This window comes from Yersinia aldovae 670-83, assembly GCF_000834395.1.
In the GTDB taxonomy this organism is placed as follows: domain Bacteria; phylum Pseudomonadota; class Gammaproteobacteria; order Enterobacterales; family Enterobacteriaceae; genus Yersinia; species Yersinia aldovae.
In genome coordinates, this window is record NZ_CP009781.1 from 2269180 (window position 1) to 2284492 (window position 15313).

Sequence of the window (15313 nt, forward strand, 5' to 3'; positions counted from 1 at the left end):
TGGCGCTATGTTTGCAACCATTTGGTGATGATGGTGAGGGCCGCGGGGCTGATTTCCCGCGGCCTGATTTACTGTCTAACACGGCTAATCAGCCGGTAATCCCCAGATATGGCGACTGAAGGTCAGAAGCCTAACGTTTTCGCATTATCTTTGGTGACTTCGAGAATTTTGTTGAAACGAATCACGCCTTTCTCGCTATCCACATCAGCTTTACCCAAGCCGTCAACGGTCAGATCTGGTGTGATTTTCTGGCCTTTCAGCAGTTGATCGGCAATCACGACGACCGCAAAACCGGCGTCTTTCGGATCCCACAGCAATGCTTTCTTGATATCACCGCGCATCAGATAAGGTGCTGCTTGTGCTGGCATCGCAATACCGACCACAGCAATATGATCTTTAGCCCGTTTCTTGGCTACCGCTTGACCGGCACCGATTGGCCCCAGTGAACCGAAACCGATGATCCCTTTCATTTGCGGATAAGTTTTCATCAGATCCAGCGTGGTGGAGTAAGATTTATCAATGTTCTCGGCCACGGGCAGGCGTGGGGTGACTTCAAACATATCCGGGTATTTTTCTTTCTGATATTTAATGGCGTAATCAGCCCAAGCGTTATGCAATGGTACAGTCAGCGAGCCTACATAAATGGCATAACCGCCCTTGCCACCCATCGCTTTTGCCAGTTCGTCCATATTGGCCTGAGCATATTTCTCGCTATCGATGGTTTCAACATCCCACTGGCCGATGCGTTGATCGGGCGATTCATGAGTGAGTACCACGATACCTTTCTCTTGTGCTTTTTTGAGCACCGGCTCCAGCACTTTGGCATCGTTCGGTACCACAATAATGGCATCCACATTTTTAGCGATAAGATCTTCAATTACTTTAACTTGTTGCGCAGGATCTGGTGTTGCTGGCCCAACCTGATAAGCATTAATATTCAGTTTTTTTGCCGCTTCATTTACACCGACTTCCATGCGGGTAAACCAGGGAATACCAGTAACTTTCGCGACGACAGCAATTTCATATTTTTTCTCCGCCATCGTTTGCGTGGTGAACAGCATACATGCAGAAACAACACATGCATTCAGTAATGCGAGATTAAGTTTCATAGCAATACCTTCTTGTTTTTTTCAGGTAACGGGTTAGTTGCAGGGTGAAGAGTCCGTGGTGTTGTACCGTGACGGTATTATTTTCATGTGACTGCTTTTCACATAACGGAGGTTAACAAAGGAACACAAGAGGCTGCGCGACAAGTCGTCGCGAGATGTGATGCAAGCCCAAAAAGGTTAAATCTAATGAGTTAATACGTTAAATTTTGGTTAATTATCTAAGTAAATGAATGTAAGTGATCAGATAATAAGTTAATAAATGCAAAAACGACTAGATTAATTTACATAAATTAAACAATAAAGACGATATTATCTTTCTGTAGCACGCAGATATCTCCATGACATTCATCTTCGCGATAACAATTATCCAAAATTGGGATAAAGCTCTCACTCCCCTGCTGGTTGGGAAATACTCTGCACACTTTTCACTATTAACGACTGTCTTTACAGTAAAAAAACGCGTTATTTGTATCGATACAACTCAAGTATCGCGTTTGCCTTTGATCTTTTTCTTTCATTTATTACGGTTATGATATAATTAATTAAAAGCGTCTTCGCTACAGATAGCCTGCCTTTTATGCCAAATCACTACGCGACCCCCGCTTTTAATGTAAAAATTGCATCAATTATAGTATTCAGCAAAACAATAGTTGACCATCAGTGTCTGAAGATATGTACCGCTATCGAGTTATGTCCTTATGCGTTACACATTCGCACTTAACGCAAAATGATAGAGTTCATATGATAAAGCCGCAGAAATTCCATATTTCCCTACTCCGTCCACGCTATTGGCTAACCTGGTTTGGCCTTGGTGTCCTGTTTTTACTGGTGCAGCTCCCTTATCCACTCCTGAATAAATTAGGCATCTGGCTGGGTCGTACTTCGATGCGCTTCCTTAAACGGCGTGTTTCCATTGCACGACGCAATCTGGAGCTGTGTTTTCCTGATATGGACCAACAGACGCTGGAGCGCACCATCGTTGGTAATTTCGAATCTTTGGGCATGGGGTTGTTGGAAACCGGTATGGCGTGGTTTTGGCCTGACGCCAGAATTAAACGCTGGTTTACCGTTACCGGCCTGGATAACCTGAAAAAAGCACAGGAAGGTCATCGGGGGGTTCTGGTCATTGGTGTTCATTTTATGTCGCTGGAACTGGGTGGCCGCGTGATGGGGCAGTGCCAACCAATGATGGCCATGTACCGCCCACACAACAATAAAGTAATGGAACTGGTACAGACTTGGGGTCGTATGCGCTCGAATAAAGCGATGCTAGACCGCAAAGACCTGCGTGGCATGGTGCAAGCACTGAAAAAAGGTGAGGCCGTTTGGTTTGCACCGGATCAAGATTATGGCCCGCGTGGGAGCGTATTTGCGCCGCTGTTCGCGGTGGATCAGGCCGCGACCACCAGCGGGACCTTTATGTTAGCCCGGTTAGCAAAACCAGCACTGCTGCCGTTGGTTTTACTACGCAAAGCTGATGGCAGTGGCTATGACCTGCTGATCCAGCCTGCGCTAGAGGACTATCCGATTGATGATGAGATAGCCGCTGCCAGCTATATGAATAAAGTGATCGAAAAAGAGATCATGCGCGCACCTGAGCAATATCTGTGGTTACATCGCCGCTTTAAGACCCGCCCGGTTGGGGCACCGTCACTGTATTAAGTGAATTTCAGATAGCAAGAACCCGGCCCTCAAACCGGGTTTTTTATTCCCTAAAATCTACTCAATTACGGCCTGATTTTGACTGGTTTCTGCTTCCACCAGAGCATCTATCTCAGCAACATCGGCAACTGCTGCGGTAAGCTTACGCCCCGGTAAGGTTTTACATGCGGCTCCCCCCTCAGGTGGTGCGGTGGTGGGGTAAACCTCTTTCGGCGAAATGTACACCGGTGTGGTGGCCACAAAGCCATCGCTGAAAGTAGCTTCAATGAAGGTCGCTTGCCAGCCCGTGGCTGGGGCGCTGAGTGCGACTTCAAGGGTATTCGACGGGGTTACCGCCAACGGGAAGGCGTTATATCGCACATCACAAGCGTAACGAAAATCGCGGGCATGGGGGTTAATCGCCGTCCAGAGCAGTACCTTCTCTGGAACCTCTGATAAACTGACCGTCAGTGTTTGCACCTTATCTTTCATGCCAATACTGCTATTCAGTTGCGGCATGGGTATCGATTGCTGAAAGCGATTAACAAAGGTAATCAATGATTGTTCGCTGAATGCTTTGATACCATAGTGGCTGGTATTAGGCGCGACGCGAAGTGCTTTGCTGTTCGGTAATTTATCGTAGTAAAAATCAGTATTATCAGGCACATAAAAATCATCGCCACTGGCGTTGATGATGTACTTGGGAATATCAAGGCGGGATTGATACTCAGTACCCAAATACTGCAATGGATCAGATATTTGCATCAGTTTGGCAAAACCTGTGCTATCGAGTTTTTTATCAATCTCTTGCTGATAGTAGGGGGTAAACGCAATCGGCCAGTTACCGCCATAAGATTGATACATATGCTCCAACGCGACACGGGTATCCAGCAGGTCAATCACAAACGGCACAATGCCCTCAACACGCGGTTCAGCAATGGCGGTGAGCCAGGTGGCCCAACCGCGCTTAGATAAGCCAGTGACCATAAAACCGCTTAATGCTTTATCTGGTAACTCCTGCTGCACCATCGTCATGGCTTGAGAAATAGCCGCCGCCATAGGTACATGCAGTGGCAATATAGAGCGTGCCTCTGGTGCATCCATAAATAAAGCCCAGCTACGAGCGACGCTATAATCTTCTTTAAGTGGCTCTCCATCCGCTTGATATTCAAGATATTGATTAGGGACAGTGCTGACAGATACCACGACCGTATTTGTGGCACGCGCAATCGCTTGTAAAGTATCTATCGAAAAATCCGTTGGGGCAGAGGGCGAAATGGTGGCGGTGCCGTGGTTAGTCCCGTTGTTGATAACCACTAACGCGCGTTTTGATGTGCTGGTCTCGGGTATAAAGACTTCAACTTCGTGCTGCCACGCCGCAGGTGATACCAGATTGCCGGGCGACCAATTCTGTGAAGTGAGTTGGTAGCGCCGCCACTCCAACCCCGGCAGGCTCTCCTGACTCAGTAAATTGTAGATAAGCGGTTCTGCTGCCAGCTTCTCCCGGTAACAGGCGAGAACCTGCGTAAAATCTGTATTGCTGCATGTTGTTGATTTGGCATCCGTTGATGCTAAACAACCGGCCATTGACGACAATGGCAACCCAAGCACCAAAATCAAAGCAATTATATAACGAGGCATCATCCCTATCCTTTTCTGTCATGTGTTTCGGTTAAAACACGTTCAAGAAGATTAGATAACGAATCAGAGATGTAAAAAATCCGAATTTCACCTGTATCTAGCGTTTTTTATGATATTACCGTTCCAAAATACATACGGTGAATAGCGCCAATCCCCCTTATTCCCCACTCGCCCTGAACATAAGATTTTCTGCGCTAAAAGCTTCAGTTTGCTGTTAAACGCGCTATTTATGACCGAAGGCACCAGTGATCCAAGTCGGGATAGCACGGTTTAAAGATACCCGTCTGGTCATCATCGATAGGGTGATTTTTATGGATCGCGGGGGAAATAGTTGATCAAGCGAATGCTTCTCCAGCCCAAAATCAGAGCGCACCCAGTTTTTTTTTGGCACAGGTTATTCACTACGAATTCATTACTTTGGGAATTTCATTGTGTACTTATAGGTGAGGGCATCCTCACCCTTTTTTACCCTTACTCACCCACAATATTGTCAAACAGAATTCGGTCGTGAGTGATATGCGACTCTGGACATAAAAATACAAACTTAACATCGGTTGTTGCGGCCAGTTGATGGGTTGTATCAGGATAAATACAGAATACTGAACCTTTAGCAAACTCATCTACGCGCTTACTTTTTAACGCCCCAGCAATAACATCCGCAGTCCAGATAGCCCCTTTTCCTATACCATTCTTCACCTTTGCTATGACTGTGGCATCCTACGCATTCCCCCTGCGTAACCTTGGCTCCATAGGCCTGTAAACCTACTTTTTAAACATCGTGATAATTGATATTCCAACCTGAGTATCTTCTATCGCATTATTATCATTAAAACCCGCGAAGTTTATCATATGACATCTCCTTACGTATGACAGAGTCAATAATGCACTGCAAGGTAAAAGTAACTTGCTATTTAAAATCATAGGAAATAAACGTTAACCATACTAATAATTAATTAGTATCGGGAGATGAAAAAATGGAAAAATCACCCGCACCACTTAAAGCTTTAATACAATCTTGGGCGAACAGCTAAGAACTGCCGGGGCCAAAGATAATAAATCAAGATTTATTCATGAAAACAATAGATACTATAAATTATTATCATAACCTGATAAACACTCTCCAACAGAGAATGGGAAGTGTTATTTTATATTCATTCCAAAGTAAAAATATTGCCAACAAACTGGGTTTATCGACAAGGATTGCCTGTAATATCACCCAAGCCATCTATAATAAAGCAGGAGTTTCCAGTAAACGACAAATTATAGATTATTGTTATGAACAAAAAATCAATAACTATATTCCCCAAAGCTTCTTCGAATCCACAGGCTCTTTTACATTAATATGATGCCAAATAAAAACCAGCATCAATGATGATAACTACCACAGCAAATGCCCTATCAGCGGTGCACCGATAACCGTAATAATACCCGCCAGCATCATCACCAGGCTGGATACCACCCCCTCTTGCTGCCCCATTTCATACGCTTTGGCCGTCCCTGCACCGTGAGAGGAAGCCCCCAGGCCCGCGCCTTTTGCCAGGCCACTGCGCACAGAAAGGCGTAAAAACAGCAAATCCCCTACCGCCATGCCAAACACCCCAGTAATCACCACAAATAGCGCCACTAAATCCGGTTGCCCCCCCAACTGCTTGGCCGCTTCCAATGCAAAAGGCGTGGTAATCGAGCGCACCGCCAAGCTGCGCTGTACTTCTTCTGAGAGAGTCAATAACTTCGCCAACCACACCGAGCTGACCACCGCCACGGTAATCGCGGTGATAACCCCCGCAGTCAGGGACAACCAGTGACGGCGAATAATCGACAGATTCTCATAAACCGGCACCGCAAACGCGATGGTTGCTGGCCCCAATAGCCACAATAACCAATGCGTTTCACCAATATAATCCTGATAAGAGATATGGGTAACCACCAGCAGCAACACCAACACCAGCGGCGTCAATACCAAGGGCATCAACAATAGTGACCGGCGGCGGCGATAGAGTTTTTTGTTGGCAAAATACAGTGCCAGCGTGGCAAGAAAGCACGCGATGCTGATAATAAAATCATTCATGATGATTAGACTTGCGGCGTTGTAGCCACACCTCAAAACGGTAAACCCGGTCAACCACCAAACCCGTTGCCGCCAGGGTTAGTGAGGTACTGACCGCGATAACAGCGAAAATCTTCCAACCGTCCACCATGATTAACTGGGCATAATTCACCACCGCCACCACCGCTGGAACAAAGAACAACAGCATTTCAGCCAACAGCCAGCGTGAACCGGCCTGAACCCAGCGCACCGGTAAAATGCGCAACATAATCATAGCCAGCAGCAATAACATCCCAACGATATTAGCCGGTAACGGCAAGTGGAGTACGTTAACCAGTTGATCAGAAATAATAAATATCCCAGCATACAACGCGACCTGAACCGGTACTTGTAAACGCGTGAGAACAGACGGCGCAAAACTGTGTAACGCCAACGACATGAGAAACCCCAATGGGAAATTTTGACAGTGTTTAGTATAGGCCGCAGGTAACATTGCTAAAAATGAATTAAAATCATTGTTATCATGCCTAAATGGCATACTTCTCCGCTCGCCGACAGGAAAAATAATGGATATTCGAACACTGCGTTATTTCGTCGAAGTGGTGCGCCAGCAAAGTTTCACCCGCGCGGCAGAAAAGCTGTTTGTTACCCAACCCACCATTAGCAAAATGCTGCGTAATCTGGAAAATGAATTGGAGTGCAGCTTACTCACGCGTGAGGGGCGACGCCTGCATTTGACCGACAGCGGGCAGGCGGTTTATCAGCGCGGGCTGGCTATCCTCGATCAATTTCAGCAGTTGGAAGCGGAGCTGGAAGATATCAGCTCATTGAAGAAAGGTAAGCTGCGACTCGGCATTCCGCCGATGGTTGGCACGCAAATGGCAGTACTTATCAGCGAATTTCGCCGCAGTTACCCCGGCGTAGAACTGCAAATTGCCGAATTTGGTGGTTTAACCGTGCAACAGGCGGTGCTCTCCGGTGAATTGGATTTAGCCCTGACCGCCCTCCCCGCTGACGCCGATTTGCCGCTGACATCATTGCCGCTGTTTAGCCATCCATTATGTGTGGTGGTGCCACGCACCGCATTCTGGCTTAACCGCACCACCCTCACTATTCCTGAGTTAGCTGACCAGCCGATTCTGATTTATAACGAGGATTTTGCCCTCTACCGCCAGTTAATGGATGCTTTTGCCGCTGGGGGATTTACGCCGCAAATCGCCGTGCGCAGCGGCCAGTGGGACTTTCTGGCCGCGATGGTGCAAGCCAATATTGGTATCGCCATCTTGCCAGAGCCTATCTGTCAGCGGCTGGATAAGAACGCACTATTATGGCTACCATTAGAACCGCTGATGCCGTGGCAGTTGGGGCTTATTTGGCGTCAGGGCAGCTATCTTTCTCACAGCGCGCAGGCATGGATTAGCCGCTGCCGGGAATTTTGGCCCAATGGTTCGTTGGTGGAAATAAAACCGGCCACTGATCAGTGGCCGGATTAGGGGATATTAACCGAGGTTAATGACAAAGTGCCTGTAGTGGTGAAAACAGGCAGATCGTAAAGACGCCGTAAACCCATCCCTTAGCGCGGACGCTTTACTCTTCTACTTGTCCTCACCTTGCAAGATCGAGTCGTCGGGGTTTGTCAGCCGTCTGATATTAACCTTCTTTTTCGATCAACAATGCTTCCAGCAAGTCCAAATCGTGCAACAGTTTTTGCAGTGTTTCATTACTGATTTTCTGCGTCGCGCGCAAATGATACAACTCACCGCGTTCAGCCCGCAGCGCGGTTAAGCGAAAGCGTCGCTCCAGATTTTCGATAAGTAAAGTGTTCTCAATTTCATCTTTACTGCCGGTGCGTCGTCGCAAAGTCCCGATAACGCGAGAGCTGACCTCTTTCAGCAATTCGGGATCGATATTCTCCTCGCTGCTGGCCGCCAGACGCTCTTCCATCTTGTTTAAGCTGACAATCGCCACTTCCGCCGCCGCCGCCTTCGCAAAACGCACTTCTTCACGGCTGGCACTCTTATCTGCAACTCTCACGCCACGCAGTAACGGCGGCAAAGCAATCACCCCAACAATAACCGATAACAAAATGACGCCGGTGGCGATAAATACCAACTGATAACGGGATGGGAAAGCGGAACCATCGCTAAGGAATAATGGAATTGACAGAACACCGGCAAGCGTAATCGCTCCACGCACCCCGGCGAATGAAGCAACCCACAACTCACGGGTGGTATAATTGCCAAATTCCAGTGGCCGCTTGGTCAACACGCGCTTGCTGATTTTCTTCATCGCCCACAACCAGCTAAAACGCAGCACCAGCAACGCGCCATAAATAATGGCAACATCGGCAAACAGGTTCCAGGTTTGGATGGTCGGGTCCAGTTCTGCCTGCACGATAGAGGTTTCCAGAATCCCCGGCAGTTGCAGGCCCAGCAGGATAAACACCATGCCGTTAAACACGAACTCCAACATTGACCACACGCTATCAGCACGTAACCGCATCGCCAACGGCGCATTACGAATAACCCCTGACTGGCTGATGGTCATACCCGCTGCGACGGCGGCTAAAATGCCGGAGACACCAATATGTTCTGCAATCAAGTAAGAGGCGAACGGCAGCAGCAGCAGCAAGACGATTTGTGTTGCCGGATCATCACCGCTCCAGCGGCTCATCAGGCGCAGCGACTTACTGTATAGCCAGGTGACGGCGACACCGGCCAGCAGGCCGCCAATCGCCACTTTCAAGAATTCCAGCGTTGCACCAGACACTGTAAACACCATCGTGCCCATCGCAACAGCAATAGCAAACTTCAGCGCCACCAGACCGGAGGCGTCATTCATCAATGCCTCCCCTTCCAGTACGCCCATAATTGATTTCGGTATGCGACCTTTCCCCACGATACCGGATAACGCCACAGCATCGGTTGGCGACAGTACTGCCGCTAGCGCAAAGGCCGCCACCAGAGGAATCCCCGGTACCATCCAGTAAATCAGATAGCCGATGCCCACCACCGTGACCAGCACTAATGCCAGTGCCAGACCAAAGATCTCGCGCCCGTGGTGAATAAACTCCCGCGTCGGCGTCTTCCAGCCATCGGCAAATAACAGCGGCGGAATAAACAGCACCAGGAATAATTCCGGATCAAAATCGACATGCAAACCAAAGTGGGGAAAGGCCAATAAGGCACCACAGACAATCTGCATCAGAGGAAGGGGAATTTGAAACGGTAACATCCGCGTGACAACGCCAGAAAGCGATACCACCAAAATCAGGATGAGGATTGTAAAAAAGATTTCCATGCTTTCCTTAGACTCAACACGACATTCGTTCTGACATACCCGCCCATCACCAGGGCTGAAGTGTAGCTTTTGATAGTAGATCACTTTTTCATGTAATGGGGAAAAAAGCTGTTACAAATGGTAGGAAAAACAAAGATAGGAAGGTTATTCAGAATAGTCTGGCATCAGGGCCGCATTGACTGCTGATGCCAGTATAAATCTGCAATAGCGTGAACTTAAATCGCCCAGCCGCCAGCATAGAATGCCACCAGCGCTACCGCAATAATCACCGTACCGAGATTCAATTTACGCCATTCACCAGAAAAGATGCGGCCAATGACCAGTGAGCTGAAGCCCAGCATGATACCGGTCACGATATTACAGGTCAGCACGATAAACACCGCACACAGTAAGCCCGACATGGCATCTACGAAGTCTTCAAAATCCAGTTTGGAAACGTTGCTCAGCATCAGCAAACCGACGTACATCAGAGCCGGTGCTGTGGCATAAGCGGGAACCAAATAGGACAGCGGTGAGAGGAACAGCATCAACAGGAACAGGATACCGACGACGGTTGCTGTCAGACCGGTTTTGCCGCCTGCCGCAGTACCGGCCGCAGATTCAATATAAACCGCCGCAGGAGCCGCCCCCACTAAACCGGCGAAGATGCTACTGACGGAATCAGAGGTCAGCGCTTTACCGCCACTGATGATCTGGCCATCTTTATCCAGCAAATTTGCCTGCCCTGCTACCGCGCGGATAGTCCCGGTGGCATCAAATACGGCGGTCATCACCAATGCCAATACACTTGGCAACACCACCGGCTTCAAAGCACCCATGATATCAAGACTGAAAATCAATGAGTTACCATCAGCGTCAGCCAGGCTTGGCATGGCAAACAGCCCTTGATAAGTCACGCTGGGATCAAAAATCAGTCCGATAACTGAGATGGCGATAATCACCAGCAGAATGCCACCCGGCACCCGCAGTTTCTCCAGGCCAAAAATCACCGCCAGACCCAGCAAGGTCATAATCACCGGGAAAGAAGTAAATGCGCCCAATGCGACCGGCAAACCTTCGATAGGGTTTTTGATAACCAGGCCGACACCGTTGGCGGCAATCAGCAGCAGGAACAGACCAATCCCAATCCCCGTACCATGCGCCACGCCCATCGGCAGGTTACGCAATATCCACGAGCGGATACCGGTGACGGAGATAATGGTAAACAGCACCCCCATCAGGAATACCGCCCCTAATGCCACGGGAATACTGATGTGTTGGCCTAATACCAAACTGAACGCAGTAAATGCAGTCAGTGAAATAGCACAACCAATTGCCATTGGCAGATTTGCCCACAAGCCCATGAGCAGAGAGCCAAGGCCCGCCACCAGACAGGTTGCAACAAACACCGCCGTTGGTGGGAAGCCCGCTTTACCTAACATGCTCGGCACAACAATCACCGAGTAAACCATAGCCAGAAAGGTTGTTAGGCCAGCCAGCACTTCCTGACGTACATTACTGCCACGTTCACTCAACTTGAAAAACGCATCAAGCGAACTCTTCGGCTTTAATGCCTGATTCGCTTGAGGATTGGTGCTAGACATGGTGATGTCCCCTGTGTGTCATTTTTAAAATAGTCAGCAAGTCACACGCTTTTCCCATACGTAATCGTTTCCGTTGCTGCCGATTAACTCATCAACTCCGCCATTACGCAAATGGTGAAGAGAATAGCAAACGATTAGTTGGGAACACGCATGACTGAAAAAAATCGAAGTTTAAGGTGGATGAAATTCAAGGCAAACGATTATCTAGCTATTCACAGCGACTAATCAACACCAGATAGCCACATTTACTGCATTTTTTTACATTAATTTGTTTGGACGCATTTATTCTCAGGGGAAATCAAAGTGTGAGCAGCCTCACACCTGTTTTGTTTGCGTAATTCTTAATAGCTAATGATGGATTATTAGCTTTCTAATTTAAAAGCGCCGCCCTTTTCAATCGCCTGTTGGTAAGCTGGGCGCTGATGGATGCGCACTAAGAAATCTTGCAGTTTCGGGAACCCCGCAAAACCGCCGCGCATATTTATTGCCTCAATAGGAAAACTCATCTGAATATCTGCCGCGCTAAAATCGCTGCCAGCAAACCATTGATTCTTTTCTAAATGCTGTTCCAGATAATCGCGGTGAGTGGCAATTTGCTTATTCAGGTAACTTTTCTGTACCCCATCACCCAATGCTTTGGCGACCGGACGGATAATCCACGGTACTGGCGGCCCACCCAGGCGGCTGAAAATAAGTTTCATCACCAGCAATGGCATCAGTGAACCTTCGGCATAATGCATCCAATAACGGAACTGCTGACGATCATAATGGCCGGTGGGTTTAAGCAGCCCTTGTGCATCATAGGCTTCCTGCAAATACTCAATGATGGCACCCGATTCCGCCAGTGTTAAGTCACCGTCAGTAATCACCGGTGATTTACCCAGCGGATGGATTTTCTTCAATTCAGATGGTGCCAACAAGCTGCCAGGATCGCGCTGATAGCGCTTCAACTCATAAGGTACTTGCAATTCTTCCAACATCCACAAGATCCGCTGTGAACGTGAATTATTCAGATGGTGAACAATGACCATAGCTAAGCTCCAGATGGTAAGTGACAGAATGAGTTGCAACTATTGATACATGATTATAGTTGAGTCACGGATAGCGCTTTACTATTCTGATATCACCGTAAAAAACAGTCTTTAGACTGTAAACTCCAATAACAGCTTAAGAGTTGTATTTTGCTTTTACAGCTTATTCATTGTATTGTTAAATTACAGTTTATACACTGTATTTTGCTACTGTGCACCATTCTCTGCTGAGAGGTCTTGATGGACTATCCCATTAAAATTTTGAGTCAATTACGCCCGACGTTGATTGGTTTTCGAAAAAATAAAGGGCTGACTCAGGCCAGCCTGGCACAACTGTTAGGTATCACCCAGCAGTCCTATGCAAAGCTTGAAGCTGATCCCGCCTCGGCCAGTGTTGAACGGCTTTTTAAAGTATTACAACTTTTAGACGTAGAACTGATCCTTGGTGAGAAAAAAAACGCCAACTCGTATCCCAGTAAAACCCACCAGCCAGAACAAAGCCAGACGATAGATTTACCGTCAAAACAAGAGGATTGGTAATATGGCTCGTCGCATTCAACGGCTCAATATCTGGATGAATGGTCAGCATGTTGGCTATTGGGAAAAAAATCGAGGTGAAGAATCACTGGTTTATTCCCAAGAATGGTTAGCAAACGAACAAGGTCGCCCGCTATCGTTATCATTGCCTTTCACTGCCAATAATCAGGTTTATAGAGGTAATATTGTCCGGGACTATTTTGATAATTTATTGCCCGATAGCGATGATATCCGGCGGCGGCTGGCAACTAAATATCACGCTGACAGCATCAGCCCTTTTGATCTACTCGTTGAATTAGGGAGAGATTGTGTCGGTGCAATACAATTGCTGGCTGATGATGCTCCTCCCTCTGATCTATTCTCAATTCAACAACAACCACTAACAGAAAGCGATGTGGCTCGCATCCTACGAAACTCATTATCTGACAATGCATTTGTGCACCCTGAACACGATGAGGATCTCAGATTATCTATTGCTGGAGCACAAGAAAAAACAGCCCTTTTGTTTCACGACAACCGATGGTGCCTCCCATTGGGCAGCACTCCCACCACCCATATATTCAAACTTCCGTTGGGTTTAGTCGGCAATATGCAAGCTGATATGAGGACCTCGGTTGAAAATGAATGGCTGTGTGCAAAAATTCTGGCAAGTTATAACTTGCCGGTTGCCCGTTGTGAAATTGGCCAGTTTGAAGATCAAAAGGCATTGATTGTTGAGCGTTTTGACCGACGGTTATCGCGTGACAAGAGTTGGATCGTCAGATTGCCGCAAGAAGATATGTGTCAGGCCACAGGGACTTCCCCCTTAAAAAAATATCAAATGGATGGTGGCCCCGGTATTACCACCATAATGGAGATTTTGAGTGGTTCGGATAATGCCAGTGAGGACAGAAATGCTTTCTTTAAAACGCAGATTATTTTCTGGTTATTGGCCGCAACTGATGGACATGCAAAAAACTTTAGCATTACGCATTTGCCTGGGAATCATTATCACCTCACCCCGCTTTACGATGTGCTATCGACCCACCCGATTATTGGTTCGGGCCGTTATCAAATTGCATCCCAAAAAGCCAAGTTAGCGATGGCGGTGAGAGGGAGTGAAAATTACTATTTGATTAACCAGATTCAACGCCGTCATTGGCGAAAACAGGCAGAATTTGTTGGACTAGGAGCGATTCAAGCTGACACTATTATTGATGAAATAATTGCCGCAACCCCACGGGTTATCACACAAGTACAAGCCCAACTTCCGGCTAATTTTCCTGCTGACTTAGCAGATAATATCCTTGCAGGCCTTGATCGACAGTGCAAAAAAATAGCTGCAATGCCTTGAAGATGAATAATTTAAGTATAAAAAAACCCAGCTATTACACTGGGTTGGTTTGATTTCTATTACTAATTTGCGTAGATCAGAACGGAATATCGTCGTCGAAATCCATTGGTGGCTCATTGCCGCCTTGTGGTTGCGCAGCTGGTGCTGATTGAGCCGGGCGTGAAGCCTGCTGACCACCGCTGAACTGGCTGCCACCTTGTGGTTGCTGAGGCTGACCCCAACCGCTTTGCGCGCCGCCGTCTTGTGATGCACCACCACCCGCCGGAGCACCACCGCCTTGACGACCACCCAGCATTTGCATGGTGCCGCCGACGTTAACCACAACTTCAGTGGTATATTTCTCAACACCAGCCTGATCTGTCCATTTACGGGTTTGCAATGCGCCTTCGATATAGACCTGAGAGCCTTTGCGCAGATATTCACCAGCAACTTCTGCCAGTTTGCCGAACAACACCACACGATGCCATTCCGTTTTTTCTTTCTGCTCGCCGGTTGCCTTATCACGCCAGCTTTCGGAAGTGGCCAGGGTGATATTGGCAACAGCGCCGCCATTAGGCATGTAGCGGACTTCCGGGTCTTGGCCCAAATTCCCGACCAAAATCACTTTGTTTACGCCTCTGCTGGCCATGTGAACTCTCCTGATGAAATAAATTTTGTACGGTACATACCCTAAATAATTCGAGTTGCAGGAAGGCGGTAAGCGAGATAATACCGATAAGCTTACTGTAGTAAGTGATTCGGGTTATTAAGCGTGGCCAACGCACATGCAACTTGAAGTATGACGAGTATAAGCGAGTAAGTTTAACACGCTAGCGGGTAAACGGCACAACTGATCATCACTGCGCAATGCATTGCAAATTTATTGCAATAACTGCCTTAATTGCACCCGGATACTGGATATCCATTCAGGTTTTTTTGTGTCATAATTATCCGTTTCGTACTGGCTGTGTCCTTTTTTGGCGTTGCAAAATGCGTCTATACATTACTCAAAGTGATTGGAATTGCAGGTAGGCGGCAAGCGAGCAAATCTCGGTGAGCTTACAACCAGTAAGTGATTCGGGTGAGTGAACGCAGCCAACAACCCTGCGGCT

At 47.6% G+C, this 15313-nt stretch carries 13 protein-coding genes and 1 pseudogene; 5 read left to right on the top strand and 9 right to left on the bottom strand.

The genetic code is table 11. The features are described 5' to 3' along the window. Positions 1–122: 122 nt before the first annotated feature. Positions 123–1109 (bottom strand): autoinducer 2 ABC transporter substrate-binding protein, encoded by a 987-nt coding sequence (locus AT01_RS10365; RefSeq protein WP_042547101.1) that lies wholly within the window; start codon positions 1107–1109, stop codon positions 123–125. Positions 1110–1850: 741 nt separating this feature from the next. Between AT01_RS10365 and lpxP the strand changes: the two genes are divergently transcribed. Further along, positions 1851–2771: a kdo(2)-lipid IV(A) palmitoleoyltransferase gene (gene lpxP, locus AT01_RS10370; protein WP_004701509.1), complete on the top strand. Its 921-nt coding sequence runs from the start codon at positions 1851–1853 to the stop codon at positions 2769–2771. Between the two features lie 57 nt (positions 2772–2828). Here lpxP and AT01_RS10375 read toward each other — a convergent pair whose 3' ends face one another. Further along, complete coding sequence (locus AT01_RS10375) at positions 2829–4391, bottom strand: PhoPQ-activated pathogenicity-related family protein (protein WP_042547102.1); 1563 nt, start codon at positions 4389–4391, stop codon at positions 2829–2831. Positions 4392–4862: 471 nt separating this feature from the next. Then, the gene (locus tag AT01_RS22280) at positions 4863–5087 is read right to left on the bottom strand and encodes a hypothetical protein (protein ID WP_235427130.1); all 225 of its coding nucleotides are present in this window, start codon (positions 5085–5087) and stop codon (positions 4863–4865) included. A 423-nt stretch (positions 5088–5510) separates the two neighbouring features. Here AT01_RS22280 and AT01_RS20760 point away from each other — a divergent pair. Further along, positions 5511–5737 (top strand): annotated as a pseudogene (locus AT01_RS20760) (helix-turn-helix transcriptional regulator); the annotation flags it as partial. 32 nt (positions 5738–5769) lie between these two features. On the opposite strand, the gene AT01_RS10385 reads toward AT01_RS20760, so the two are convergent. Both AT01_RS10385 and AT01_RS10390 read right to left on the bottom strand, forming a co-directional pair. Continuing rightward, entirely contained in the window at positions 5770–6459 is a 690-nt protein-coding gene (locus AT01_RS10385) for an LrgB family protein (protein ID WP_042547103.1), read from the bottom strand. Beyond that, the gene (locus AT01_RS10390; protein ID WP_042548589.1) at positions 6452–6877 is read right to left on the bottom strand and encodes a CidA/LrgA family protein; all 426 of its coding nucleotides are present in this window, start codon (positions 6875–6877) and stop codon (positions 6452–6454) included. The genes AT01_RS10385 and AT01_RS10390 overlap by 8 nt, the downstream gene beginning before the upstream one ends. A 127-nt stretch (positions 6878–7004) precedes the next feature. On the opposite strand from AT01_RS10390, the gene AT01_RS10395 reads away from it, so the two are divergent. Next, positions 7005–7931, top strand: coding sequence for a LysR family transcriptional regulator (locus AT01_RS10395; RefSeq protein ID WP_042547104.1), 927 nt, complete (start codon positions 7005–7007; stop codon positions 7929–7931). A gap of 157 nt (positions 7932–8088) precedes the next feature. Here the strand turns inward: AT01_RS10395 and AT01_RS10400 are convergent, their stop codons facing one another. The 3 genes from AT01_RS10400 to AT01_RS10410 form a co-directional block, all read right to left on the bottom strand. Then, the gene (locus AT01_RS10400; protein WP_004704764.1) at positions 8089–9738 is read right to left on the bottom strand and encodes a Na+/H+ antiporter; all 1650 of its coding nucleotides are present in this window, start codon (positions 9736–9738) and stop codon (positions 8089–8091) included. Between the two features lie 215 nt (positions 9739–9953). Then, positions 9954–11321 (bottom strand): NCS2 family permease, encoded by a 1368-nt coding sequence (locus AT01_RS10405; protein WP_042547105.1) that lies wholly within the window; start codon positions 11319–11321, stop codon positions 9954–9956. 362 nt (positions 11322–11683) lie between these two features. Further along, positions 11684–12352, bottom strand: a complete 669-nt coding sequence (locus tag AT01_RS10410) for a glutathione S-transferase family protein (RefSeq protein ID WP_042547106.1) — start codon at positions 12350–12352, stop codon at positions 11684–11686. A gap of 240 nt (positions 12353–12592) precedes the next feature. On the opposite strand from AT01_RS10410, the gene AT01_RS10415 reads away from it, so the two are divergent. Beyond that, complete coding sequence (locus tag AT01_RS10415; RefSeq protein ID WP_042547107.1) at positions 12593–12892, top strand: helix-turn-helix transcriptional regulator; 300 nt, start codon at positions 12593–12595, stop codon at positions 12890–12892. Position 12893: 1 nt separating this feature from the next. Next, positions 12894–14222, top strand: a complete 1329-nt coding sequence (locus AT01_RS10420; protein ID WP_042547108.1) for a type II toxin-antitoxin system HipA family toxin — start codon at positions 12894–12896, stop codon at positions 14220–14222. Between the two features lie 76 nt (positions 14223–14298). Here AT01_RS10420 and AT01_RS10425 read toward each other — a convergent pair whose 3' ends face one another. Further along, positions 14299–14850 carry a single-stranded DNA-binding protein gene (locus AT01_RS10425; protein ID WP_042547109.1) on the bottom strand — a complete coding sequence of 184 codons (552 nt, stop codon included), beginning with the start codon at positions 14848–14850 and terminating at the stop codon, positions 14299–14301. Positions 14851–15313 lie beyond the last annotated feature (463 nt).

What these genes read in the sequence shown, in the direction of transcription:
- AT01_RS10365 (WP_042547101.1), bottom strand. Translation starts at nt 1,109, where the DNA reads ATGAAACTTAATCTCGCATTACTGAATGCATGTGTTGTTTCTGCATGT.
- lpxP (WP_004701509.1), top strand. Translation starts at nt 1,851, where the DNA reads ATGATAAAGCCGCAGAAATTCCATATTTCCCTACTCCGTCCACGCTAT.
- AT01_RS10375 (WP_042547102.1), bottom strand. Translation starts at nt 4,391, where the DNA reads ATGCCTCGTTATATAATTGCTTTGATTTTGGTGCTTGGGTTGCCATTG.
- AT01_RS10385 (WP_042547103.1), bottom strand. Translation starts at nt 6,459, where the DNA reads ATGAATGATTTTATTATCAGCATCGCGTGCTTTCTTGCCACGCTGGCA.
- AT01_RS10390 (WP_042548589.1), bottom strand. Translation starts at nt 6,877, where the DNA reads ATGTCGTTGGCGTTACACAGTTTTGCGCCGTCTGTTCTCACGCGTTTA.
- AT01_RS10395 (WP_042547104.1), top strand. Translation starts at nt 7,005, where the DNA reads ATGGATATTCGAACACTGCGTTATTTCGTCGAAGTGGTGCGCCAGCAA.
- AT01_RS10400 (WP_004704764.1), bottom strand. Translation starts at nt 9,738, where the DNA reads ATGGAAATCTTTTTTACAATCCTCATCCTGATTTTGGTGGTATCGCTT.
- AT01_RS10405 (WP_042547105.1), bottom strand. Translation starts at nt 11,321, where the DNA reads ATGTCTAGCACCAATCCTCAAGCGAATCAGGCATTAAAGCCGAAGAGT.
- AT01_RS10410 (WP_042547106.1), bottom strand. Translation starts at nt 12,352, where the DNA reads ATGGTCATTGTTCACCATCTGAATAATTCACGTTCACAGCGGATCTTG.
- AT01_RS10415 (WP_042547107.1), top strand. Translation starts at nt 12,593, where the DNA reads ATGGACTATCCCATTAAAATTTTGAGTCAATTACGCCCGACGTTGATT.
- AT01_RS10420 (WP_042547108.1), top strand. Translation starts at nt 12,894, where the DNA reads ATGGCTCGTCGCATTCAACGGCTCAATATCTGGATGAATGGTCAGCAT.
- AT01_RS10425 (WP_042547109.1), bottom strand. Translation starts at nt 14,850, where the DNA reads ATGGCCAGCAGAGGCGTAAACAAAGTGATTTTGGTCGGGAATTTGGGC.